At 55.9% G+C, this 23140-nt stretch carries 23 protein-coding genes; 13 read left to right on the top strand and 10 right to left on the bottom strand.

All coding sequences use genetic code 11. The annotated features are described in order from the left end of the window. Positions 1-32: 32 nt before the first annotated feature. On the bottom strand, positions 33-590 hold the full coding sequence (locus AC2IAX_RS11840) for a biotin transporter BioY (protein WP_393011290.1): 558 nt from the start codon (positions 588-590) through the stop codon (positions 33-35). A gap of 106 nt (positions 591-696) precedes the next feature. After that, the gene (bioB, locus tag AC2IAX_RS11835) at positions 697-1812 is read right to left on the bottom strand and encodes a biotin synthase BioB (RefSeq protein WP_494387673.1); all 1116 of its coding nucleotides are present in this window, start codon (positions 1810-1812) and stop codon (positions 697-699) included. 350 nt (positions 1813-2162) lie between these two features. Between bioB and psb27 the strand changes: the two genes are divergently transcribed. The 5 genes from psb27 to AC2IAX_RS11810 all read left to right on the top strand — a co-directional run bounded on the left by psb27 (position 2163) and on the right by AC2IAX_RS11810 (position 6987). Beyond that, entirely contained in the window at positions 2163-2567 is a 405-nt protein-coding gene (gene psb27 / locus AC2IAX_RS11830; protein WP_494387672.1) for a photosystem II protein Psb27, read from the top strand. Positions 2568-2713: 146 nt separating this feature from the next. Further along, positions 2714-4291, top strand: a complete 1578-nt coding sequence (locus tag AC2IAX_RS11825) for an ATP-dependent DNA helicase (protein ID WP_494387671.1) — start codon at positions 2714-2716, stop codon at positions 4289-4291. A 215-nt stretch (positions 4292-4506) separates the two neighbouring features. Further along, positions 4507-4722 (top strand): DUF2839 domain-containing protein, encoded by a 216-nt coding sequence (locus AC2IAX_RS11820; RefSeq protein WP_099532373.1) that lies wholly within the window; start codon positions 4507-4509, stop codon positions 4720-4722. An 815-nt stretch (positions 4723-5537) separates the two neighbouring features. After that, the gene (locus tag AC2IAX_RS11815; RefSeq protein ID WP_099532372.1) at positions 5538-5930 is read left to right on the top strand and encodes a DUF1815 family protein; all 393 of its coding nucleotides are present in this window, start codon (positions 5538-5540) and stop codon (positions 5928-5930) included. A 313-nt stretch (positions 5931-6243) separates the two neighbouring features. Next, complete coding sequence (locus AC2IAX_RS11810; protein WP_494387670.1) at positions 6244-6987, top strand: FHA domain-containing protein; 744 nt, start codon at positions 6244-6246, stop codon at positions 6985-6987. 57 nt (positions 6988-7044) lie between these two features. Here the strand turns inward: AC2IAX_RS11810 and AC2IAX_RS11805 are convergent, their stop codons facing one another. After that, entirely contained in the window at positions 7045-8685 is a 1641-nt protein-coding gene (locus AC2IAX_RS11805; protein WP_494390372.1) for a Ppx/GppA phosphatase family protein, read from the bottom strand. A gap of 156 nt (positions 8686-8841) precedes the next feature. On the opposite strand from AC2IAX_RS11805, the gene AC2IAX_RS11800 reads away from it, so the two are divergent. Beyond that, positions 8842-10422: an FAD-dependent oxidoreductase gene (locus tag AC2IAX_RS11800; protein WP_494387669.1), complete on the top strand. Its 1581-nt coding sequence runs from the start codon at positions 8842-8844 to the stop codon at positions 10420-10422. 12 nt (positions 10423-10434) lie between these two features. On the opposite strand, the gene AC2IAX_RS11795 is transcribed toward AC2IAX_RS11800, so the two are convergent. The 3 genes from AC2IAX_RS11795 to AC2IAX_RS11785 form a co-directional block, all read right to left on the bottom strand. After that, the gene (locus AC2IAX_RS11795; RefSeq protein WP_494387668.1) at positions 10435-11037 is read right to left on the bottom strand and encodes an ExbD/TolR family protein; all 603 of its coding nucleotides are present in this window, start codon (positions 11035-11037) and stop codon (positions 10435-10437) included. 93 nt (positions 11038-11130) lie between these two features. Further along, positions 11131-11541 carry an ExbD/TolR family protein gene (locus tag AC2IAX_RS11790; protein ID WP_099532368.1) on the bottom strand — a complete coding sequence of 137 codons (411 nt, stop codon included), beginning with the start codon at positions 11539-11541 and terminating at the stop codon, positions 11131-11133. A 51-nt stretch (positions 11542-11592) separates the two neighbouring features. Continuing rightward, positions 11593-12339: a MotA/TolQ/ExbB proton channel family protein gene (locus tag AC2IAX_RS11785; RefSeq protein ID WP_494387667.1), complete on the bottom strand. Its 747-nt coding sequence runs from the start codon at positions 12337-12339 to the stop codon at positions 11593-11595. A gap of 436 nt (positions 12340-12775) precedes the next feature. Between AC2IAX_RS11785 and AC2IAX_RS11780 the strand changes: the two genes are divergently transcribed. From AC2IAX_RS11780 to AC2IAX_RS11755, 6 genes are all read left to right on the top strand, one after another. Next, positions 12776-12955 carry a hypothetical protein gene (locus AC2IAX_RS11780; protein ID WP_494387666.1) on the top strand — a complete coding sequence of 60 codons (180 nt, stop codon included), beginning with the start codon at positions 12776-12778 and terminating at the stop codon, positions 12953-12955. Positions 12956-13619: 664 nt separating this feature from the next. Beyond that, complete coding sequence (locus AC2IAX_RS11775; RefSeq protein WP_494387665.1) at positions 13620-14597, top strand: PstS family phosphate ABC transporter substrate-binding protein; 978 nt, start codon at positions 13620-13622, stop codon at positions 14595-14597. Positions 14598-14771: 174 nt separating this feature from the next. Then, complete coding sequence (pstC, locus tag AC2IAX_RS11770; protein WP_494387664.1) at positions 14772-15698, top strand: phosphate ABC transporter permease subunit PstC; 927 nt, start codon at positions 14772-14774, stop codon at positions 15696-15698. Beyond that, positions 15698-16639, top strand: a complete 942-nt coding sequence (gene pstA, locus AC2IAX_RS11765; RefSeq protein WP_494387663.1) for a phosphate ABC transporter permease PstA — start codon at positions 15698-15700, stop codon at positions 16637-16639. The genes pstC and pstA overlap by 1 nt, the downstream gene beginning before the upstream one ends. 17 nt (positions 16640-16656) lie before the next feature. Further along, positions 16657-17436 (top strand): phosphate ABC transporter ATP-binding protein PstB, encoded by a 780-nt coding sequence (gene pstB / locus AC2IAX_RS11760; protein ID WP_494387662.1) that lies wholly within the window; start codon positions 16657-16659, stop codon positions 17434-17436. 115 nt (positions 17437-17551) lie between these two features. Continuing rightward, positions 17552-18472: a hypothetical protein gene (locus AC2IAX_RS11755; protein ID WP_494387661.1), complete on the top strand. Its 921-nt coding sequence runs from the start codon at positions 17552-17554 to the stop codon at positions 18470-18472. 77 nt (positions 18473-18549) lie between these two features. On the opposite strand, the gene AC2IAX_RS11750 is transcribed toward AC2IAX_RS11755, so the two are convergent. Next, positions 18550-18963: a peptide chain release factor 1 gene (locus AC2IAX_RS11750; RefSeq protein ID WP_494387660.1), complete on the bottom strand. Its 414-nt coding sequence runs from the start codon at positions 18961-18963 to the stop codon at positions 18550-18552. A gap of 21 nt (positions 18964-18984) precedes the next feature. Next, complete coding sequence (queF, locus tag AC2IAX_RS11745) at positions 18985-19398, bottom strand: preQ(1) synthase (protein ID WP_494387659.1); 414 nt, start codon at positions 19396-19398, stop codon at positions 18985-18987. Positions 19399-19635: 237 nt separating this feature from the next. Here queF and AC2IAX_RS11740 point away from each other — a divergent pair, with 237 nt between their 5' ends. Next, a complete protein-coding gene (locus tag AC2IAX_RS11740; protein ID WP_494387658.1) occupies positions 19636-20331 on the top strand; it encodes an FtsB family cell division protein in 696 nt (231 codons plus the stop codon). A 26-nt stretch (positions 20332-20357) separates the two neighbouring features. Here the strand turns inward: AC2IAX_RS11740 and ispF are convergent, their stop codons facing one another. Beyond that, positions 20358-20840: a 2-C-methyl-D-erythritol 2,4-cyclodiphosphate synthase gene (gene ispF, locus AC2IAX_RS11735; protein ID WP_463185901.1), complete on the bottom strand. Its 483-nt coding sequence runs from the start codon at positions 20838-20840 to the stop codon at positions 20358-20360. A gap of 341 nt (positions 20841-21181) precedes the next feature. Continuing rightward, positions 21182-22840, bottom strand: coding sequence for a DUF2079 domain-containing protein (locus AC2IAX_RS11730; RefSeq protein ID WP_494387657.1), 1659 nt, complete (start codon positions 22838-22840; stop codon positions 21182-21184). Between the last annotated feature and the right edge of the window lie 300 nt (positions 22841-23140).

Genomic DNA, 23140 nt, shown 5'->3' with positions numbered 1-23140 from the left:
GGGTGATGGGATTCCCGCAGGATCGCCAACTTTCAGTAGAACACGAGATGTCGAAAAACTGAAGCGATCGTGGCGGCGGCGCAGGCGGCCACCAGTTGCCCCGGCAAGGCCGCTTGGGAATAGGTGGTGGCGATCGCCTCAAATTCGTTGGCTCGCAGGGCCATGGCATACACCAGCCCCACCCCATGGAGCACCACCAACCCGATCGCACAACCGATCGCCAACTGCTCCACCTTGGGCGGCCCCAAAAAGGCCCAGCGCCCGCAGAGCCACCCGGCCGGCACAAAGCCCAAGAGATAGCCAAAGCTGGGTTCTTGGATATATTGCCAACCGCCGCCCCCTTCAAAGATGGGCAACCCTGCCAAACCCAACAACAGGTAGGCAATTTGCGAGAGGGCTGCTGCCGTCCCTCCGCCCAAGCAGGCCACCAGCAACAGTGCCGCCACTTGGTAGCGCGTGCCCAAAGACACCACCCGCACCCCCTCCTGGAGCCAATCCCAAGGGGCCGTGGGCACAAAAACTTCCACAAAGGAGGCGGCGATCGAGAGTAAGACCCCGATGGCCGCCCAAAGCAAGGTTTCTAGGCGCATGACGATCGCCCCATTAACGCCCCATGAATGCCCAAGGGAGCGCAACCGCCGGGGTCACCCCCCGAGCGATCGCACGCCCGATCGTTCACTTAACCCGATCGCCCATTTAAATCGTTGCGGCCGTTGCGCCGACGACGGGCGCTTCGCCACCCACCAGGCCCAATTCCGCCAACATTTCATGATCCTTCTCGGGCGGTTGCCCCATGGTGGTCAGGTAATGGCCAATCAGCATGGCGTTCAATCCTGCTTTCAGGCCCAGGGCTTGTAGCTCACCCATCACCACTTCTCGGCCGCCCGCATAACGCAGGATTCGATCGGGCAAAATCATCCGAAAAATGGCGATCGCCTTGGCCGCTTCATAGGGATCCAGGCGATCACGATCGCCCATCGGCGTGCCTTCGCGCGGGTTCAACAGGTTCAGCGGAATTGATTCCACCTCCAAATCCCGCAGCGCCAGGGCCAAATCCACCCGGTCTTCCCAGGTTTCGCCCATGCCCAAAATGCCCCCAGTGCAGGCCTGGATGCCCGCCGCCTTCAGGGTTTTGATGGTGGCAACGCGGTCTTGCCAGCTATGGGTGGTGGCCACGTTCGGGAAAAAGGCCTCCGACGCTTCCAGGTTGTGGTTATAGCGCGTCACGCCCGCTTCCTTGAGGGCTTGGGCCTGATCCGCGTTCACTTCGCCCAAGGCGCAGCAGGGCTTGATGTTGGTTTCGGCAATGATTTGCCGCACCGTTTCCAGAATTTGTTCAAATTCGCTTTCTTGGCGGCCACCGTACTTGGGGCCGCGCCCTTGGCTCACCAGACAAAAGCGCTTGGCTCCGGCGGCTTCGGCGGCCTTGGCTTGGGCCAAAATTTCTTCGGGAGTCCGCAAACCATAGATCGGGGAATCCTGACCGGGGTGGTGAGCCGACTGGGCACAGAAGGAGCAATTTTCCGAGCAGGAGCCGGATTTCACGTTGCCGATGCTGCACAGGTCAACCACGTTGCCGCAACGGGCTTGGCGCACGCGATCGGCGGCGGCGCAAAGGGCCAAAATATCTGCCTGATCATCAATTTGGGTCAGGATCAGGGCCGTGGCTCGCTCGATCGCCTCGCCGGCAATGACTCGATCGGCCAATTGATCTAACCACTGGCCGAGCGCCGCACCCGTGAGACCCTCAGACGCAGCAGACGGCTGCCAAGGGGTGGCCGATCGAACCGAAGACGGAAGCGCTTGAACCACGGCTGACTCCTCCAACAAAGAAACCCAAAGAATTCCCAACGGCCCCATCCACCACCAGATCCATTTCGCCAGATCCATATTCGGAGTCGGTCATCAGCACAGGACGGCCGATGCCCTTCTCGAGTGGCGGAAAACAGGCCAGGGGTGACTCCAAATTGTACACGGTTGATTCGCTGCCCACCCTTGGCCCTCCGGGGCGATCGCCTCGATGGGGCGATCGGGCTGGCCATCCAGCACGGTAGGATAGGGCTTAGTTTGTCAAGCGCTCGGTCTGTGGCAATGGCTACCATCGATTCAGCCCGTGGCTCAAAGTCTTGGCATTAAAAGCACTAGCAGGTTTTTAACGTTTTATGAAGCGATTTCTCTCTGGGCTACTGGCGCTGGTGATGGTGGTGTCGATCGGCCTGACGGGCTGTGCGGCGGGTGACTCGGCTAACGGCATCAGCGGCAACTACCAAGCTGATACCCTCGCCTTGGTCGGCAGCCTGCGGAACGCCATCACCCTGGCCGATAGCGATCCCGCAAAACGAGCAGCCCAAGCCGATGCTCGCGCCAAAATCAATTCCTATGCCTCCCACTACCGCCGGGATACCCGCGTGGCTGGGCTAAATTCCTACACCACCATGCGCACGGCTTTGAATTCACTGGCTGCCCACTATTCGGCCTATCCCAACCGCCCCGTGCCTGAAAAGTTGCAAAAGCGTTTGGAAACTGAGTTCCGGCAGGTGGAAGCGGCCCTGAATCGAGGCGCTTAGGGAAGTTTCGATACACTCAATACACTGAGCATGGGGCGGTTCGATCGCCCCATTTTTATCGCCTTCGTTGGCCTAGCTCAATTAAATTCCCCCTAGTTTCACCCTTGGGGGGGTAGGAAGCCCGCCCTTGGTCGTGGGAGCTGAGAATGCTGGAAGTTGAAGTCCACCAACAGTTACGCGCGTTTTTGCGGGCCTGTGGCGATCGCCCCTGGCTGCATCACCTAACCTTGGCGCGGTTGGTGGCGCGGGTCTTGCGATCGGGCCGCAGTTCCCTGATCCAAGGGGGCACAGCCGTGGCCGCCGGCCGCCATCGCCTCAGTTATCTGGCTCCGGCCCTGCTCTGCGAGCAGGCGGTGGTGTTGGTGGTTCCTCCGGCGGTGCAACAGCGGCTTTTAGAGGTGGACTTGGCTCGGTTGCGGCTGTGGCTGGCCCAGAGCGATCGCCCCTTGCCTCCGGTGCATTGCCTAGTGGATCAGCCCCCGGAAGCCGCGCAGGCCTTGGCCGCCAGCCTGCGGGCCGATCAACCGGGCCTCTGGATTTTGTCCCCCACCCAATGGCTGACCGATCGCCTGGAACTGTCGGGCCAGCAATCGCGCTTGGCCGGCCTGCCCACCCTGATTGATGGGGCCGATGATTTGGAGCGCTGGACCCAGGAAACCCTGCGACTGGACATTAGCCCGGCCGATTGGCATCGGTGGCGTTTGGCCTGTCCCGATCGCGCCCAGGTGATCCATGACCTGGAAGTGGCGATCGCCCATGGACTGCTGCAACATCCCCCCAATCCCTACGGCGCTTGGCTGTTGGATGAACCGGAAGCGGCGACCTTGCTGCAAACATTGCGATTATTGGCGGCCCAACTGCCGCCCCTGTGGCGAACGTTGCTGCACCGGGCCGGAGACCAGCAATGGCCGATCCTGGCCCAGCCCGATCGACAAACGGGGCAATTTCACCTGCAATGCCAACCGATCGATGTGGCCGAAATTTTGCGCCCCCTCTGGCAAGCCCAGCCGATCGCCCTGATTGGCAGCTTCCTGGACTTGGAAGTGGAGGCTCCCTTATATCAAGCGCGGTTGGGGCTGGATAACGGCGATGAGCAGCGGCTGACCTGCTTGAAATTCACGCCCGATCGACATCAAGAGGCGATCGGTTTCTACTTACCCGAACAGTTGCCCCTGCCCAACACCCCACAATTCCAAGCGGCCCTCATGCAACAGCTCTATGCCCTGTTGGCTTGGCAGGGGCCCACCGGCTTCACCGTGGTGTTAGTGGGAGATGTGCCCCTCAAGGGCCGGCTGGCGGCTCAATTGGCGGCGGAATTTGGATCCCGCGTCCAACTGGAACGCACCGCCCCCGATGACAACGGCATTTTGGTCACCGGGTGGGACTTTTGGCGCAACCACAGCGATCGGCTGCCCGCTCCCCACCTGCTGGTGATTGCGGCCTTGCCCATTCCCTCCCTTGAAGATCCCCTGGTGGCCGCCCGGGTCAGCGCCTACAAGCGCCAGCGGCGGGACTGGTTCCGCTGGTATCTGTTGCCCTCGGCCCTTAGTGATCTGCAACGGTCGATCGCGCCGTTGCGGGAGCGATCGACCCCTGATCCCAATGCGCCCCCGCTGTTGGCCCTGCTGGACACCCGGGTGGTGCGCCGCAGCTATGGCTCCCAGGTGCTGGCGGCCTTGGATCCCGTGGAGCGGATAAACGACCTCGAACCCCGTTGGCTTTAAGTTTCCAGGGCAACGCTGACGGGCTAGAAATCTGAATCCAAAGTTGAAGAATTCTTGCGAAATGTTCGTCCAGGCTCATTTCTCTCGGGGGCGATCGGGCGAATTTTTGATCGCTCTGCTCCCCCATCGAACGGCCAGCCCAACCATTTCGCGATCGTTTCAGGGTTAATTAACAGATATCCTTTATCTACAAAAAAACTGGGTGGAGATGAACAATGGGTGAATCCAAACGCCGCAAATCCCTCCTTGGGGACGACTACGGCAAGGCTCAAGAAACGATTTTGCCCAACGTGCCAATTACCAAACAGCAAGCCGATCGGTTCGTGAAGATCACCAGTCGCGGGGCTTGGATTGGGATCGGTACGCTGTTGGCCGCTTGGCTCACCATTCGATTTGTGGGGCCGGCCTTTGGCTGGTGGCAGGTTAACTAAAATCAGTGGGGGCGATCGCCCCAGAATCGCGTCATCATTGCGCCATTATTGATACCCTTGGGAAATCTTTGGGAAACATCTGCTCTGCTCCATTGGGCAGCCGGCCCCTGTGACCTGTTGCGATCGAATCCTAAGAATTCTCAACGGTTGTTCCTATCCCCCCGGATCCGAATCAAACCATGGGAAGATCGCAATAGTCCCCATCATGCCGGACTTTGAGCGCTTCCTTGGCTCAAAATATCTGTGCCAAGATCCGCGCCAATCCGTTGCGAAGAAGCCCTCAGGCAGTTTCGCATCCACTGCCATTCCCCCCTAACCTGCCATCCCCATCATCCATTCCTCGGGGACGGTCAATGTAACAATCCGAACAACGTAGACAAAAGTTTGGATCAGGGTTTTCAGGGGCAATTTCTAAGGGCCCAAGTTCTAGGATCCTTGGGAATTGATGAGCGTTTCTTCAGTGATTTTTCCGGAAAATCTGCTCAATGCTGACCAAAGTTTGATCCCGAAACCACTCGAAGCACTGTGTTCTTTCATACGGACTGGTGACACCGATTAGTGGGATCTTGCCAGCAGTTTACAGGTCACCGATGCCGCCCTTGCACTAGGGATAACCATCCCAAGCCCGGCATGGGGCAGACTAGGGCCTTTGTCGTCTTCCATTGTTAAGGGGCAGCCCCGGGCGATCGCCCCAAGCATCACATCAATCGAATCAGCGAAACCAATCAATCCGTTGATTGCTTGCTGAAATTCTTAAGAGACTATAAAAATCGTAATCAGCCTCTACAATGAAACCAGAAGATCGAGGGTAAGCCGTGTTTCTCAGACTTGCCGAGCAACATCGCCAGTTTGTCAGGGATCTCGTCATGAGCCTGCAGGCTTTGGCCAATGTTCTAGAACGCCGGGGCTATTTGGCCTCGTGCTATACCTGTGGCGATCGCATGAACAGCGCATCGTTTATGGTTAGTCTCGGCGATAATCACCTGATCCGGTTCCTGGTGTCCGACTATGGAATTACCTGGACGGAGATGCGCGATGATCGCGAACTCATGAAAATTGAAGGGGCTGAGGCGATCGGGCAGCTCCAGGAACTGGCCAAGCTGCTGAAGGTTTCTGAAAATTCCCCATTGGCCGATCGTTCCGTTCCCCAATCCCCCGTCATGGGCACAACGGCTCCAAACGCTTCAACCCAGATGTTGGTGGGCTAAGGTAAAACAGCAAACCGCGCTTGGTGGCCCGTACGCTGGGACGCTGCAAACGTTGCACCATGCAAACGTTGCACAATGGATGAGTCCAATTTCCCTCAGCGCGCCATCAAGACCGGTGGCCAACCTGCGCGATCGCCCAGTCAGCACGCAGTCATGACTCAGTAATCACTCGGGTCGCTCAAGGTGCAGGTGGCAACTCAGGGGTGGTTGTGTGTATCGTTGGAATCCTCATGCCCCTAAGCTGAGGAGGGTGTCAAGTGTCTACCTCAACCTCTGCTCTTCGCGGTTGATTGCGTTTTAACATCCTGCCCCTATGAACCCCCGCGCTGTCGATCCTCGCACTCCCGATCGCCCCCCGATCGATGCTGACGAGCATCGAGAGCAAGCCTATGAGCTGTTTCTAAAGCTTTACAACAACCATCGCGACTTCTTTGATGAGCTGCTTGATGCGGATCAGCAACAGGTGGGTGAACACCTCCGCAGCAGTCGTTATGTCCAAGGCATGGTGCGCGGTCAGCAAGCCTATCTGATCTCCAATCTGATTAACGGCAAAAGCCAATCCCTGCTGCAATACCAAATGATTTGGATGATGGGGCGCGATCCCCAAGCAGCATTGCCGATTCCCGATCAGCGCCTCTCCCGTCGTCATGCGGTGATTCAATATATTCCGCGCCGGGGTTTTTATTTGGTGGATCTGGGCAGCACCAACGGCTCTTTCATTAACGGTCGGCTGGTGCGGGGTCGCCACCGGCTGCGGGATGGCGATCGACTGCGGTTGGGGGGCTTTTCGTTTGATTTCTTTATCTGCTATAGCTCCCAAACGGTGAATTCGGCCCCGGCCGATTTGATTGCCCAACTCCAAGCCATGCCGATTCCAGAGGAAACGGATTCCAGCTTGCGCTACAAGGATGCGTTATCCGTGCCGCTGGCGGAGAAGTTGGCGGCGGAGGAAACAATGCTGGCCAGTGGCGAAGGGGCCCGCGAGAACGATGCCCCGGTGGACAGTGAGGATGATTTAGGGCCGCCATTGCCGGATCCCGAGGGATTTGCGTTTTAAGTTCTTGTTTTCGGTTTTTTCGGCTGGTTGGTTGGATGGGTTGCGGCGGCCCCAAGGCTAGCAACCGCTAGGTTCCATGATTGTCACCAGATCCACGCTGAATTGGGTCTCGAAGATCGGACATTCACAGTCCAAACTCCACCGCTCGATCGCGCAGTCATCGTTGCGATCGGCCGGTTCCAACAGCAATCGAAATTCGCGACTGGGGGGCCGAAACTGGCATTGCACCCGGCGCACCGCTTGAATTTGACGGCGATCGAGGGCGGCGGCCAGGCGCAAAATGGCGCTCAGCTCGTCCACCATTTGCCGATAGCGCTTGCCGGCCAGGGCCTGATAGCCCTCGTGGCGTTTTTTGGGAGCGCTCTTGCGGTGGTAGCGGGCCAGGTTGGCAATCACTTCAATTTCCGTTTCCGTGTAGCCCAGCAGTTGCCCGTGGCGGATCAGGTAATAGGCATGTTTGTGGTGAGCATCGTGGCCCACGTGGTGGCCGCATTGGTGCAGGATAGCGGCGGCCCACAACAGCTCGCGGCTATTGTCATCCCAGTTGTGCAAGAGACCTTGGGTTTGGTCAAACAGCGTGAGAGCCATGGCGGCCACATGCTCGGCGGAAGGTAGGTTCACCTGATATTTTTTGGCCAATGCCAGAACGCTGCGTTCGCGCACGGAGCTTTGGAACCGCAGGCGATCGTCAATCAGTTGGTGCTGCAACATCCAGTCAACGATTACGCCTTCCCGGAGCGATCGCTCGCACACCACCAGTCGATCGACCCCCAACAAATCCATGGCCTCTTGCAACACCACGGCTCCGGCCAGGATAATTTCTGCCCGCCGATCGCTCATTTCCGGCAGGGCCGATCGCTCCTCAATGTCCATTCGGCGCAGGCGATCAACCCATTCTCGCAAGGCCGCCAACGGCAACTCACAGCCCTGCAACGGGGAGGGAACATAGCCCGTGGTGTCCGCCGCATGGATGGCCGCCAAGCATTCCGCCGTGCCCGACGTGCCCACCAGGGTCAGTTGATCCGCGAGGGGATGTTTGGCCAGTTCCCCATGCAATTCTTCCACCGCCCGCTCCAACATGCCCCGGGCATAGGCCCGCAGCGCCTCGTAGTCCATGTCCGTGATCGGGTCGGTGCGGACAAATTCCGTGGTGAGCCGCACGGCCCCCACCTTGGTGCTGCTGAGATAAAGGGGTTCGCGCCCATCCCCCAGAATCAACTCCGTGGAGCCACCGCCAATGTCGATGATGGCGTGGGGCTTGCCATCCAGTTCCATGGCCGACAACACCCCCAGATAAATGCGGCGGGCTTCTTCGGGCCCGGCGATCGCATTCACCTTCATGCCCACATCCCGCGCCACCCGTCGCAAAAAGTCCCGGCCGTTGGGAGCTTCCCGCACGGCACTGGTGGCCACGGCAATCACTTCATCCACCTGCAGGCTCAGGGCCAGGTCATAGCACCGTTGCAGGGCGGCGATCGCCCGGTTCATGGCCGCCTCTGTCAAGTCACCGGTTTTAGGATCGCGCTCACCTAACCGCACCGTACTTTTCTCGCGGGAAATGATGTCGAAGGCGGGCAAACTGGGATCCACCCGCACAATCGCCATGTGAATGGAGTTTGTGCCGATGTCGATGGCGGCCACAACGGGGCGGCTCGATCGAAAAGCGAGCGGGGCAGGCGAAGGAGACAGGGTTTGCATGGTTTGCATGGCGGGTCTAGGCCGATTTTAATACCGCAGTTGATCAGATGCGCATTCCAGTTCGTGGATTGGCTGAACAGCAGAGAAACTCCGGATTGGGCACTTGATTTTGCGAAGTGTATTGCAACGCTGCTTTACACCCTGCGAGTGCGTCCGATGCTGTTGTCTACTCTTCGATCGATTACAGCCCATAGCCAATTGTGGATGAATCCGATGATGGATCAGGCGGCGGCCACCCACTCGCAGCCCGATCGCGCCATTGTCCTCGGCGGAAGTTTGGCGGGTCTGTTGGCCGCCCGAGTTTTGGCCGACCGCTTCCAAACCGTCTTGGTTTTAGAACGAGATCCCCTGCCCACCCCCTGGGAACGACCGGAAACCCCGGACGAAACCTGGTGCAATCGTCGCCCTGGCACGCCCCAGGCTGATCACGTACATGTGCTGTTGGCTCGGGGACAGCAGATTTTGGAATCGCTCTTTCCTGGATTCGCCAATGACTTGGCCACATCCGGAGCCGTGGAGGTTAACTGGACAGCAGACTGCGCCATGATGGGCCTCGGCAGTTGGAATCCAAGGGTTTCGTCGGATTTGGTGACCCGCACCAGCAGCCGATCTCTCCTGGAAAGCCTGGTGCGGCGACGGTTACAGGCAATTCCCAACGTGATCTTTATGTCGGGGGTCGCGGTTCAAGGGTTAGTGGTGGCGGGCGATCGGGTCACGGGAGTGCGCCTAGAAGGGAACTCTGCCCAAAACCTGGTGAGCACCTTGGCCACGGAAACCCTCTTGGGGGCCCAATTGGTGGTGGATGCCATGGGGCGCAATTCCCAAATGCCCCGCTGGCTGCAACAGTTGGGCTATGGCTCCGTTCCAGAAGTGACGATCGATGCCAAGTTGGGTTACGCCAGCCGTTGGTATCAAATGCCCGCCGACTATTTGGCCCAGGTGGCTCAGGATCCGGAAAACACCTGGAAATCAATTTTGCTGTGGGCCAAGCCACCCCACCAACCCCGCGCCGGGGTGCTCTATCCGGTGGAGGGTAACCGCTGGGTGGTGACGGTTTCGGGAACTAATGGCGACTATCCGCCGGCCGATGAGGAAGGGTTTTTGGCCTTTGTCCGCAGCTTGCGGGATCCGGCCATTGCGCGGGCGATCGCCTCGGCGCAGCCGATTTCAGACATCAAGCTCTATCGGGGCACGGCTAACCGCTGGCGACATTACGAACAGTTGGCCACGTTCCCGATCGGGCTGGCCCTGTTGGGGGATTCGGTTTGTACCTTCAACCCGCTCTATGGCCAGGGGATGACCGGAGCCGCGATCGGCGCGGTGACCTTGGGTGATTGTCTCGATCGGGCCCAATCGGAATTGGGCCTAGATTGGGGACAATTTACCCACCTGTTCCGACAAGAGTTGGCCCGTGTGATTCAGTTGCCTTGGTTGATGGCCACGGGGGAAGATCTGCGTTGGCCCGCCACCGAAGGGCCGCGACCCGATCGCCCCACGCGCTGGATGCAAGCTTATCTGGAGCGAGTCTTGCATCTCACCGATGCCCACAAGGACATCCATGAGATCGTCTGGAAAATCCAGCACATGATCCTCTCGCCCCAAGCCCTGTTTCATCCCTCGATCGTGATGCGGGTGGGGGGCGCTTGGATCTATCAACGGCTGCTGGCCAATTGGTTTCCCACCTGGGGGCCCGAAAACCTGAACCTCACGCCCTCGTTCTTGGGGGCCCGGCGTTAGGGGCCGATTTCCCTAATCGTTCGTTACGTCCGGCACATCCGAGAGCACTCGGCCGGGAGTCGATGCCGCTGGGGCTGTTTCTGCCTCGGCGGCTTCGTTGTTGGGGGCATCGTTGGTGGCATCTTCCGCCGGGGCGGCATCTTCCGCATTCGACGCGGCCTCGCTTTCCGGAGCATTCTCCGCAGGCGTTGCCCATTCCTCCCCGATCGCCAGAGTGACCCGATCGGGGCCGGCGGCCCGCAGCTCACTGACCAACTGCAACACCTTTTCGTAGGGCAAGTTGCGATCGGGCTGAATCAGCACCACGCCCTTGGGATTCTTGAGGTAGTTCTGAATATCCGCCTTGAGTTGATCCTTGGGAATGGCGCGATCGAGCACCACCGTTTGCCCCTGGCGATCCAGCTTAATCAACAAAGGCGGTGGCGGCGGCCCCTGGTCGGGTTCCGCAGGCGCATCCTCACCGCTGGCGGGCAGGTTCACCTCCAAGCTGTTTTGGCTGCCCAACACCATGGACAAAATGATGAAAAAGGTAAGCACCGTCATCAACACGTCCAGCATCGGCACAAGGTTGACTTCCGGGGGCTTGTGGTGAGTCTGTCGATTGCGCGATCGCATGGTTGAGAATCCACTCCGGTGAGGGGGGCAAGAGTGCCGAGGACAAGGGTTAATCAACGGAAGCGACAGGCAGCGGCCGGAAAAACCAACCGGCTAACCCTGCTCGAAGGAGAGACCGACCCGATCGCCCCCCACGGCTTTCAGGAGCGTCAAGACTTCTTCAATCGATCGAAACGGCAAGGTGCGATCGGCCTTCAACACCACCATCCCATCCGGCTGTTTGGCAAAATAGTCCGCCACGGCTTGATCCAGTTCCGCCGGGGTCACCGGTTTGTCATTCAGCAAAATCTGTTTTTTTTGGTCTAGTCCCACCAGCAGCGGATCCTTGGGAACCGTCGCCGCCGCTGAGGTTTTGGACTTGGGCAACTGCACGTTGGGCATCTGCGCCCCGGTCAGGGTCATCGACACCAAAATAAAGAACGTGAGCACCGTCATCAACACGTCCATCATTGGCACGAGGTTGACATCTGGGAGCTGATTGGCCGATCGGGTTTTGGGTCGCATGGGGCCTGGTTTCCTGTCCTAATCCACTCCTAATCCACTCCTAATCCACTCCTAATCCACCAACGACGGCGGGCGATCGGCATAGGGTAAAGGGTCGAACCCATGGGTTGGCCGTTCACCACCGGGCGATCGACCGCCACCGCTAGGCAAGTCCGGCGTGGGGAACAGGGGTTCATACCAAACCTGGCGATAGATCAGCTCCAAGCGACTGCCCACCTCGGTGAAATAGTCGATTTGCTGAGATTGCAGCACCACCAACACCCGAAACACCACCAGGGCCATAATCGCCACAATCATGCCAAAGGCCGTGGTCAACAGGGCTTCACCGATCCCCGCTGCGGCGGCCGTGGCGGCCTTGGTGTCGCCGCCCCCACCAATATTCAAGTTATTGAAGGTGGCAATTAGCCCCGTCACCGTTCCCAGCAGTCCCAGCAGGGGGGCAACGGCCACAATCGTTTCCAGCAATTTATCGCCCCGTCGCATTTTCACGAATTCCCGTTCGGCGGCCGTTTCCAGCGCCAAATTAAACGTTTCCGGGGTGGCTTGTTTCAACATCAAGGGAGCCAACAAAAATCGCCCGATCGGGAGGGTTTGGGCCTCGCGAGCCGTGATCGCCGCATCCTCTAGGCTATACTTCGCCGCCGCCAATACGTCATGGACAATCCGATCTTCCTGGGCCATTAACCGCACCCAAAACACCGTCCGCTCCAGGGTCACGGCCACCGTCGCGATCGACATTCCCAGCAGGGGCCACATGACCGGCCCCCCTTTCACCAGCAAATCAAAAACCTGAGACATGGCCGCCCTAAAACCCAAAAGCGTTGTGATACTTAGCGTTGCCGATTCCCATTGATCCCGCTCGATCTCCCCCACCAGCCCCAAGCATCCCATTGGTTAGTCGATCGATGCCCTAACCGATCCCTGGGTAGCTGCAAGGTTCGATCGCACCCTTAACTCAAGACCATCGCTTGATCAGTTCAGCACGATGGCAGAGTCCGTAATCAATCACAAAATATCAGAAAACATCAATCCTTCATCAGTTCATTCATGTCGTTGATTCACAGATCAATCAATTCACTGATCAACTCATCAACCAATGCAAGGAAAATCAAGAAATGAATGCGAGAAAAATCAGAAAATAAAATAAAAAATAATTGAAATTGATCCGAATTTTACCAGCACTGTTAAATGGACTTCTTAAATAAATTGACTTCTTAAACTAGTTTGCAATTTTTTGGCAATTCTTAGAAGAGAGATTTTTGAAAAAATGCTCTCTAGAATACCTCTTAAAATATTTTCTGAAGTGCCTTCTAAGAATCGTATGAAAGCTTTAGAAGTGCTCTGGCTTGGAAAAGTCTTGGAAGAAGCTCTCGAATCTGCTTTGATAGTTGCCCGTGAAATGCTCTTAACTTAGGCGATCCTATTCTGTCTTGCAGATTTTTAACTTGAAATGTGAATGTTGAGAGCTAATTAAGCACTTTGATCAATTGATTTAGACGTTCAGAGCTATTTATTTAGACGTTTAGAGCTGTTTTTGATTGCTCCTGCCTAAAGTCAATCTTGTTTAAATTAAGAAAAGTTTAAATGCAATTAAATTTTTGAATAAGACGCAAAATTGCGTAGCTTTAGTCATTTTGTTAGGGGTTCACAACGAATCAGAATGATTTAAATTTTCTTTAACCCATTCTTAATTCAATAGCAGACTTCTAATAACCGATTTCCGAAATAATGAGGCTGCTAAGTTGGAATTTTTTAACAACTTCTTGAAGTTTGCTTGCCTCTGATCACCCGCTTCAGACAGACAAGTGTTGAGTCGGTGATCCAACTGCCAGCAAATTTTCAATGAATCGCAAGCCAATCCAAGGCAATGTCGATGCTCTGTTGGCATCACACAAAATACTGAATCGATTCCGCACCAATTGAGTGCGGCCAAGATCTGGGCCAGCAGTTTCAATCGGCAATGGTTTTAAGGTTTCGCTATTGGGCCAGAGCTTGAACATTGACTGACGGCTGCGGGCCGGGTCTTGGGATGGGTTGCTGGTGTTCGTCATCAATCTTTGTGCTGGAGTGAAGTGTTTATGATCTCTACGAAGTTGCGTCGTCGGAGCGCGATTTTGGCCGGAGCAGTGGCAGCGCTGGCATTTGTTACGAACTGGGGCACCCAAGCCGCTCAGTCCCAGAACAACACGATCGCCATTGATGGGTCGAGCACGGTGTTCCCCATTACGGAAGCAGTGGCCGAAGAGTTCCAAGCTTCCAAGCGGGGAGCTGTGCGGGTGACGGTTGGGATCTCGGGAACCGGCGGCGGTTTCAAGAAGTTCTGCAACGGTGAATTGGATATCAGCAACGCATCGCGGCCAATTAAGGAAAGCGAGCAACAGGCTTGCGCCGCTAAGGGAATTGAGTACGTGGAGCTGCCTGTTGCCTACGATGCGCTGACAGTGGTGGTGAACCCCCGCAACACTTGGGCCGCCAGCATGACCACCGCAGAATTGAAGGCCATGTGGGAAGGGGCTGCCGAAGGAAAAATTACGAAGTGGAGCCAAGTTCGTCCCGGCTGGCCGGATGTGAAGTTCACGCTGTTTGGCCCCGGTGCAGATTCGGGCACGTTTGACTATTTCAATGAAGTGATTTTGGGCAAGGACAACAAGAGCCGCACGGACTACACGCCCAGCGAAGATGACAACGTGTTGGTGCAGGGCGTTTCGCGCGATCAAAACGCCTTGGGCTATTTCGGCTTCGCCTACTATGACCTGAACAAGAGCCGCGTGAAGGCGGTGGCCATTGACTCGGGCAAGGGTGCTGTGATGCCGGCCGTCGCAACGGTGAATGATGGAACCTATACGCCGCTGTCGCGCCCTATCTACATTTACGTGAAGAAGTCGGCGCTCGATCGCGCTGAGGTGCGCGAGTTTTCGGAGTTTTACCTGAAGAATGCAACTCGTCTGGTGCGGGAAGTGGACTACGTGCCGCTGCCGGATGCGGACTACCGAGCGGCGACCCAGCGCTTGAGCCAACGGGAAGTGGGCCGCAAGCCGCTGCGGGCGGGCCTGTAGGCCCAATCGCTGAGATAGCAAGCGGCACTGGGCAACTGTGGATCGATCGAACCCCACTGGGGATCATGGGTCGATCGCGACGGTGGCCCAGCGCCTGAGCTAATCAAACTGAGTGAACTGGGGCAAGCGGTCTGCCAATGGGGTCGATCGCTTGCTCCTTTGATATCAAGACCTATGGCTTTGCGAGATTCAACTCCCCTCAACCCTTGGCGGCGATCGCGCGATCGACAGCGCTGGACTGAACGGGCGATCGAACTGTTGCTGTTGCTGGCGGCCCTCTCTTCGATCGCCACCCTGCTCGGCATTCTTTACGTTTTGGTGGGTGAATCCCTACAATTTTTTCAGCAAGTTTCCCTTTGGGAATTCATTACTGGAACCCGCTGGACACCGCTGTTTGGCGATCCCAAATATGGCATTTGGCCGCTGCTATCTGGAACCTTAACAACCACCTTTGTGGCTTTGCTGATTGCCATTCCCTTTGGCACTGCGATCGCCATTTATTCCAGTGAATTTGCACCCACCATGGTGCGCGAAATTCTGAAACCGCTGCTGGAATTGTTAGCCGGTGTGCCCAGCGTTGTTTATGGCTACTTTGCCCTGTTGGTGGTCACGCCCCTATTGCAACAGGTGCTTCCTTGGCTCCCCGGCTTCAACATGATCAGCGCAGGCGCAGTCATGGGATTAGCCATTATTCCGTTGGTTAGTTCCATCAGTGAAGATGCCATGCAAGCCGTGCCCAATACCCTGCGCGAGGGATCCTATGCCATGGGGGCAACCAAGCTCCAAACGGCGTTGAAAGTGGTGTTTCCGTCGGCCATTTCTGGGATTATGTCCGCCTATATTTTGGGCACATCCCGCGCCTTGGGGGAAACCATGATCGTGACGATCGCGGCTGGTTTGCAACCCACCCTCACCTTCAATCCCTTTGAGCAAGCTGCCACGATCACGGCCTACATTGTGCAGGTCAGCATGGGCGATTTGCCCCACGGCACTTTGCAATATCAAACCATTTTTGCCGCAGGATTAACGCTGGTTCTTTTAACCCTTGTCCTGAACATTATTGGTCACTTACTGACAAAACGTTATCGCGAGCGTTACTGATGTTAGCTGCCAAGTTTTCAGACCTCATTACACCCCAACTGGGTCACCAACTCCATCAACGTAAGCTGCTGAATTTGGGCTTTATGGTGATGGGCTTGGTGGCAATTTTGGTGGCATTGTTCACCCTGGCAGCCTTGATTATTCATATGGCCATGAGTGGCTGGCCAAGACTCAGTACCTGGGAGTTTTTCACGGCTTTTGCCAGCCGTCGCCCAGAACGCGCCGGTATTTTAGCCGCTTGGGTTGGCAGTTTGTTGGTGATTTCGGTTACTGCCATTGTTGCAGTGCCGATCGGGGTGGCCGCGGGTATTTATTTGGAAGAATATGCTCACAAGAATTGGCTTTCAGAATTGATTGAGATCAACGTCACCAACTTGGCTGGAGTTCCTTCCATTATTTATGGACTTTTGGCCTTGGGTGTGTTTGTTTATGAGTTCAAGTTTGGGCGTAGTGTCTTAACGGCTGGTTGCACGCTGGCGCTGTTGATTTTGCCGATCGTAATTGTGACCACGCGAGAGTCCTTGCGATCGATTCCGCAAATGATTCGTGAGGCCGCCTATGCGGTGGGAGCCACCCAATGGCAAGTCATTTGGCATCATGTTTTGCCCTACTCGATCGGGGGCATTTTGACGGGAACCATCATTGGTTTGTCGCGGGCAATTGGTGAAACCTCCAGCTTGATTACGATTGGTGCTTTAACCTTTATTGCCTTTTTGCCCGAGTCTCCTTTTCAAGGCAAACCACCTTTTGTGTCCTGGGAATGGTTGAATTCTCCCTTCACCGTGATGCCAATCCAAATGTTCAATTGGGTTTCTCGGCCCAATCCTGAATTTCAGATCAACGCAGCAGCGGCAGGCACAGTGTTAATGACCATGACTTTGCTGATGAATGGCTTTGCAATTTATCTCCGCTATCGTCTGCGTCAAGGAATCAAATGGTAACCAGCAGCTCAGAGACTATGCAGCGACTTGATAGCCAATTTCCCATTAAAGCCGAAGTACGATCGCTTGATTTTTACTACGGTCAGTCCCAGGTGCTGAACGATATCAACCTTGCGATTCCCGATCGGCAAATTACGGCCCTCATGGGGCCATCTGGGTGCGGTAAAACAACCTTATTGCGGTGTTTTAACCGAATGCATGACCTATATCCTAACAATCGCTATCGGGGTGAAATTCTCTTAGATCAACGACACAATATTCTCAGTCCCACCATTGACCCGATCGAGGTGCGGATGCGAATTGGGATGGTTTTTCAAAAACCAAATCCTTTCCCAAAATCGGTTTATGAAAATGTAGCCTACGGTTTACGGGTTCAGGGTCGCACTCAGCGATCGGACTTGGATGAAAAGGTGGAAGCGGCCCTCAAGTCAGCCGCCCTCTGGCATGAGGTGAAAGATCGCCTAAAAGAACCAGCGTTTAATCTTTCCGGTGGCCAACAACAGCGACTTTGTATTGCTCGTGCCCTCGTAACTAACCCCGATTTAGTGTTATTCGACGAGCCAACCTCTGCGTTGGATCCCATGTCCACAGCCCATATTGAAGAATTAATGCGGCAACTGAAGGCCCAAGTCACGATTTTGATTGTGACCCACAGCTTGCAACAGGCAGCACGATTTTCAGACTATGCCGCTTTCATGTATTTGGGAAAACTTGTGGAATTTCAAAGAACGACAAAGCTGTTTGCTGAACCACAAGATCCACTCACCCAATCTTATTTATCAGGCAGTGTTGGCTAAAGAGTTTTGAGATCCGAAGCATTCATTGCTCAACGGTTAATTAGCGTTGATTTTGATTTTGACTTTGATTGCTATTTAGACCGGTTGCCATTACTCATTTGGACGATCGCCTCCCATGGGTTCTTCACCAATGCTGAACTTTAAACTTGATTCCCTACCCTGGGCTGCCAACCAGTGGAAACAGATTCAGCGATCGATTCCTTATTTGCTGAACCTTTGCAATCGGCCATTGCTGTTTGTGGCGATCGGGCTGCATGTGGCGGTGTTGATGTTGCCCACGCCCGATCGCACTGAAACCGAAAAACAGCCCCCCAAGGAAGTGATTAAGGTTTCCCAATTAAGCGCCGCGCCGCCAAAACCCAAGCCTCAAAAACCCAAAAACGCCAAGCCCAAACCCCAAAAACCCAAACCCCAAAAACCCAAAGCCACGCCCCCCAGGCGATCGCCCGCGTTGGTAGCCACGCCGCCCAAACCCAAACCCACGGAACCAGCCAAGCCCACCCCCACCGCAAAGCCTGAACCCACTCCCAAGCCCGATCCCCAAGGCGAAGATCCCTTAGCCAATACGCCACCGGTCAACACGCCCCCCGTGAATCAGGCGGGCGGCGACAGCACCGGCAGCGGCAAGGGATTGGTGGATGAATTAAGCAAAGAAATTCTGGCTAAATTGCTGGAAAGTGGCACTAATGATGAAGCCACGCTTCAGGAATTTATGGTCAGTATTCCTGAAACCATTCCTGAGGGAATTTATAGTGATTTTGTGGGAGCCGATGGCCAAATTTTGGTCGATCGCGGGGCCTTTGCCTCGTTGGCGATTCCTCAAATGTCTGCCAGTGCCGCCTACTCGGACTACATTGAGCCAACCCTATCGCAAAAACTGGGATTTGAAGTCACGGAAATGGATCCCAACTACGGTAGCTCTAAATTGTTTATGGCTAAAAATACCGGTGGCATTACTTTCTTTTTTAGCCTTGTGAAGCTGACCAATAGTAGTGGTGCTTTTATGGTGCTTTGGAAAACGGATCCAAGAACTTAGAGGATGTCTGAGAGGTTACTTGGGATACTGGCAAAACACTAGTATTTGTGGAGACTGAGGGCCGGTCGCCAGTTCGGTTAAAAGCGTTGCCAGTGGGCACGGCCCCGCCAAAACACACCGACTAAAATTGCCATCACCATCGGCTCGCTGAAGGAAATCAGCAACACCGGCAACGGCAGCAGGCTCAAAAGACCCAGTTCGCCCCCCACACAGGCCACCAACGTCCACAGGCTGCCCCCATTGAGTCGCACTTGCGGAAACAGCCGCTCGGCACAATGCACCGCCAAGGCTCCCAAGCCCAGCCCGATCGCCAGGATTAAAAAAATTGACCAGGATCCCAACCCCATCAACCCCGCTGCGAGGGGCGGCCAGGCTTCGGCCAAGATAATTACCCCTTGGTCGATCGCCATGGCCAGGGCGAGGCTGAGGGCCGCCGCACCGGCCATGGATCCCCAGGGTTGTTGGGTAATTTGTCGCCAGGGTTGGCTCACGCGATCGACTCCGAAATGGGGCTAGGCTTGGGCGGGTTTTTGGTGGCGCACTTCCACCACGGTGTGGACATTGCCACGGGGGTTAAAATCACCCACGATCGTCGCTTCCAACGGATCGGCGGCTGCCACAAAGTCGTCCAAAATTTGGTTAATGGATTCTTCGTGGGAAATGTAGCGATCGCGGTAGCTGTTGATATAGAGCTTGATCGCCTTCAGTTCCACAATTTTTTGATCGGGCACATAGTCGATCGAAATTTTGGCAAAGTCGGGATAGCCGGAAAAGGGGCATTTGCAGGTAAATTCCGGCAAGCTAATTTGCACATGATAGATCCGACCCGGCCGCGGATTGGGGAAGGTGATCAGTTGTCCTTCTTCGATTTGGCGCTCACCGTACTTCACGGGTTCGTGGGCGGTGTCGGCGGTGGCTTGGCTCATGGCTGTGGCTCTGTGAGGTTGCGAGACTGGAGAACAGTTTACAAAACTTGATGGATTCACTCCAGCCAACCAGCCCCATTTAGGCCACGGGCGATCGGCCGCGCGATCGAGCCAGTCCCGATCGGGAAATCCAGATCACGTGAGTTCGCAACCCAGATTGGGGAGTCGATCCTAAGGGCGATCGTTGATAATGGCCGGGAGTCTTTGCCGTTATTCAACGTTGGGTTGGGTTGAGCTATGGATAGCAACGTTTCGCCGAAGTCCCTTGTGTCGTCCGGGCCAAGCGGTTCCCAAGGCACAATTCCCGTGGCGGTTTATCGCCAATTGGCTTCGGAACTGCAAGCTACCCGCGCCATGTTGGAAGCAGTGCAAAAGCACAATGCCCAACTGACCCAGCAGCGCGATCGCCTGCGATCGGACTTGGATGCCTTGGCGGAAGCCGTGGCCACCCTGCGGGCCAATGCCACGCCCCAGGATGCCCCACGCCCCTTAGATCCCAATCCCTTGAGTGTTGCACCCAGCGCCCCGATCGCCCCGCCGCCGCCGATGGTGGCCAGGCCGCCGCAGCCCGCTTTGGCCCCCAACGCCCCGATCGCGGGAGATCCGTTCCAGCAAGCGGCCGTGAGTGATTGGAACGCCTTGCCGGACTTGGAACCCATGGCGGAATTTTATGGAGCCGCCAACGAACCGCAACCGACCCGGCTGGGAGGCTTGGGCAACTTTGGGCGATCGACCCCCAACGGCGGCTCCGGCGAGTCCAGCTCTGGCATTTGGCCCATTTTGGCGATCGCCCTGATTGCCATGACGGCCTTTGGCATTAGCTTTGCCCTGGTGCGGCCGATCATGGACAGCAAGCAAAAACCGTTCCAGCCAGCCCAACCCCAAATTCAGCCCAACCCCAGCCCCAACGCAGCGCCCGCCAATCCCCGCTAGCCATCACAACCGGCCTCAGACATCCCCTAAGCAACGGTTTCCAAGAGAGCCACGGCATAGGCACAGATGCCCTCCTCGCGTCCCGTGGGGCCCAATTTTTCGTTGGTGGTAGCCTTCACGCCAACGCGATCGGGTTCAATGCCCAAAACTTCCGCAAGGCGCGATCGCATGGCGTTGATGTGGGGTTTCAGCTTGGGCCGTTCCGCCACCACCACGGAATCAATATTGCTGACTTGCCAACCCCGATCGCGCAGGAGTTGGTTGACCTGAGCCAGAAGCTTCAGGCTGTCTGCTCCCTTCCATTGGGGATCCGTGGGCGGAAAGTAGTGACCAATATCGCCCAGGCTGAGGGCCCCCAACATCGCATCCATAATTGCGTGGGTCAGCACATCCGCATCGCTGTGGCCTTCCAAACCCAGTTCATGATCGATTTTGATACCGCCCAAAATCAAGTCCCGATCGGGCCCCAGGCGATGAATGTCATAGCCATTACCAATCCGAATTGCCATCGATTTTCCTCCTGTATTTGCATCCCTAACTCAGCCATCGTTGAGAATGTCTGAACCGCCAAAAGTGATCCGCAACTGACCCAATTAATCAACGAAGACAAGGCAACGAACACAAGTCAACCAAGACAAGGGGCTTAAGCCCCTTGCTCCCCGACTGCTGGTGTTCTCTTGTTCCCCGACTGCTGGTGTTCTCTTGTTCCCCGACCGCTGGTGTTCTCTTGTTCCCCGACCGCTGGTGTTCCCTTGTTCCCCGACTGCTGGTGTTCCCTTGCCCCTGCGACGACTGGCATTTGACCAGTGCTTCCAGACACTTTTCAGACATCCTTCCTTTCAGACATCCTTTAAGATTGGGTGGGTTGAATCAGCGGCAATAGCTCCGATCGCCGTTGATTCCAAGCAGCCAAAGCCGCCGGATCCGAAGCCGTATTCAGCTTCAGCAAAACCACCCCATCTTCCACCATTTGCACCCCATAGTAGCCTTGGGCCAGCACGCGATCGGCTAAGGGCACAAACTCCCGCAATTCACCCCGTTCCTTACTGAAAGCCACCTGATAGCGGGCTAAATGCCAAGTATCGGCCAGCAAATAATCAGCGGAATAAACCTGTTGATTATCACGACGAATTTCCGTCCAAGGAAGGCGAATAATCGCTCGGCGGCTGGACAGGGGTGGAACTAAATAAGTTGTGGCCGCAACGCTCGCATCTTCAGGAATTTGCGCGAGCACCTTGCGCACATGACCCACATGGTTCCACTGTTCCGGCAGCGACACATAAACCCAAGGCTGCACCGAATCAGGAATTAGAAAATATAAAACCCGATGGGGATTAGACGTGAAGGAAAACAGCAACGAGAGGGCAATGCAAGCGGCCCAAAACCGCCGAAACTTCGGTTGTTTGAATCGATCGCCATGGGACTTCCACCACAAAATCGCCCCATAAAACATCCCCGGCACGATCGTGATCGCGTAGCGAATGTTAATAGACAGGGCCGATTCCCCTTGCTGCAAGAAAATCTTCAGCAATCCAAACCCCGAAATAATCCAACTGGCGGGAGACAGGGCCGGCACAAAAGCCAAAGGCAACCAATGACCTGCTAAATATTTCAAGGTTTCAAAGGGCGGATTCACCAGCTCCCAAATCAATAGCCAAGGCTGGGTCAGCATGGCTTTCAAAATGTCGATCGAGGAAGCTTCCTCTTCACCCACATATTGTCCAAAACGCTCAATCATGAATCGTTTGGAAATATCTGGCGAAAAGAAGGGCATGAATACATTGGTACAGGTCACCACATACAGAAACGACAGGGTGCAAAGCCCCAATCCTTGGGATGGAAACCGGCGACTCAAGACCATATAAGCCCCGATGCCAAATAACCCAATTCCTTGATCTTCACGAACCAATAAACTGAGACCTGCCACCAGCCAAAACAACCACCAAATCCGCCTTTCCATGGCCAGCAAAATGGTGAAGAAAAAGAGTGGAATTTGGCACAGGTCGTGGAAGTTGGAAAAGGTGGGGCCAATGACGGCGTTGGCGGCATAGTAGCCCGTGACAATCCAAGCGGAAACGGGGCCACTGAGGTGTTGCCGGGCCAGGGCATACAGCACAAAACCAGCAGCGGTAATTAGCCCCACTTGCAAAAACACCAGGGTGACCGCCTGGGAATGGAGGGCATAAATCGGCAGCCACAGGAGCAAGGCGGGGGTGAAGTGTTGCCCCAGACGGCGATAGAACACTTCGGCGGCTTGCCCATCTTGTTTGACGGCGCTGGAGAGGGAGGAGGACAGGGAACTTTCAAACCAGCGCCCGTGCAGGTTATTCCAAAAAACTTGGTTAAAGATGCCCTGGTCGTAGGAAGCGTAGAGTGTGAAGTAGCGGTGCAAACCCAGGATGAGGGTCACTGCGCCGAACAGGGCGGCCACGATGCAAACATGGCGCAGATTGGGGCGATCGCGCAGGGTGTTGCGCCCGAGGGTGAACCATTGGTTAACGACTTGCATGGTCGATCGCGCCTTGAGCCTGTTAATGGGGAACTGAAGCGAATGGGGAATCCGGGGGCTATTGTGCCACGCGGGGTTGTCCTTCGTGGGGATCGGGAAGCCAAACCGGTCGGGGGCGCGGCTGGGGGCGGGCGATCGGGCGATCTCGGGCGATCTCGGGCGATCGGTCTAGGGGATCACAAGATTCGCAGGGCCGCTTAAGGGATTGCTGGAACTCTTCAAAGAAACGTTAAATCTTGCAAACAAACTCCACCGTTCCCCAAGGTTTCGGTTCAAGATAGCCTCAAATTTGCTGTGTTT

Source organism: Limnothrix sp. HT2024 (assembly GCF_059138625.1).
The sequence above is the reverse complement of the archived record's forward strand: the minus strand, read 5'-3'. Positions and strand labels throughout refer to the sequence as shown.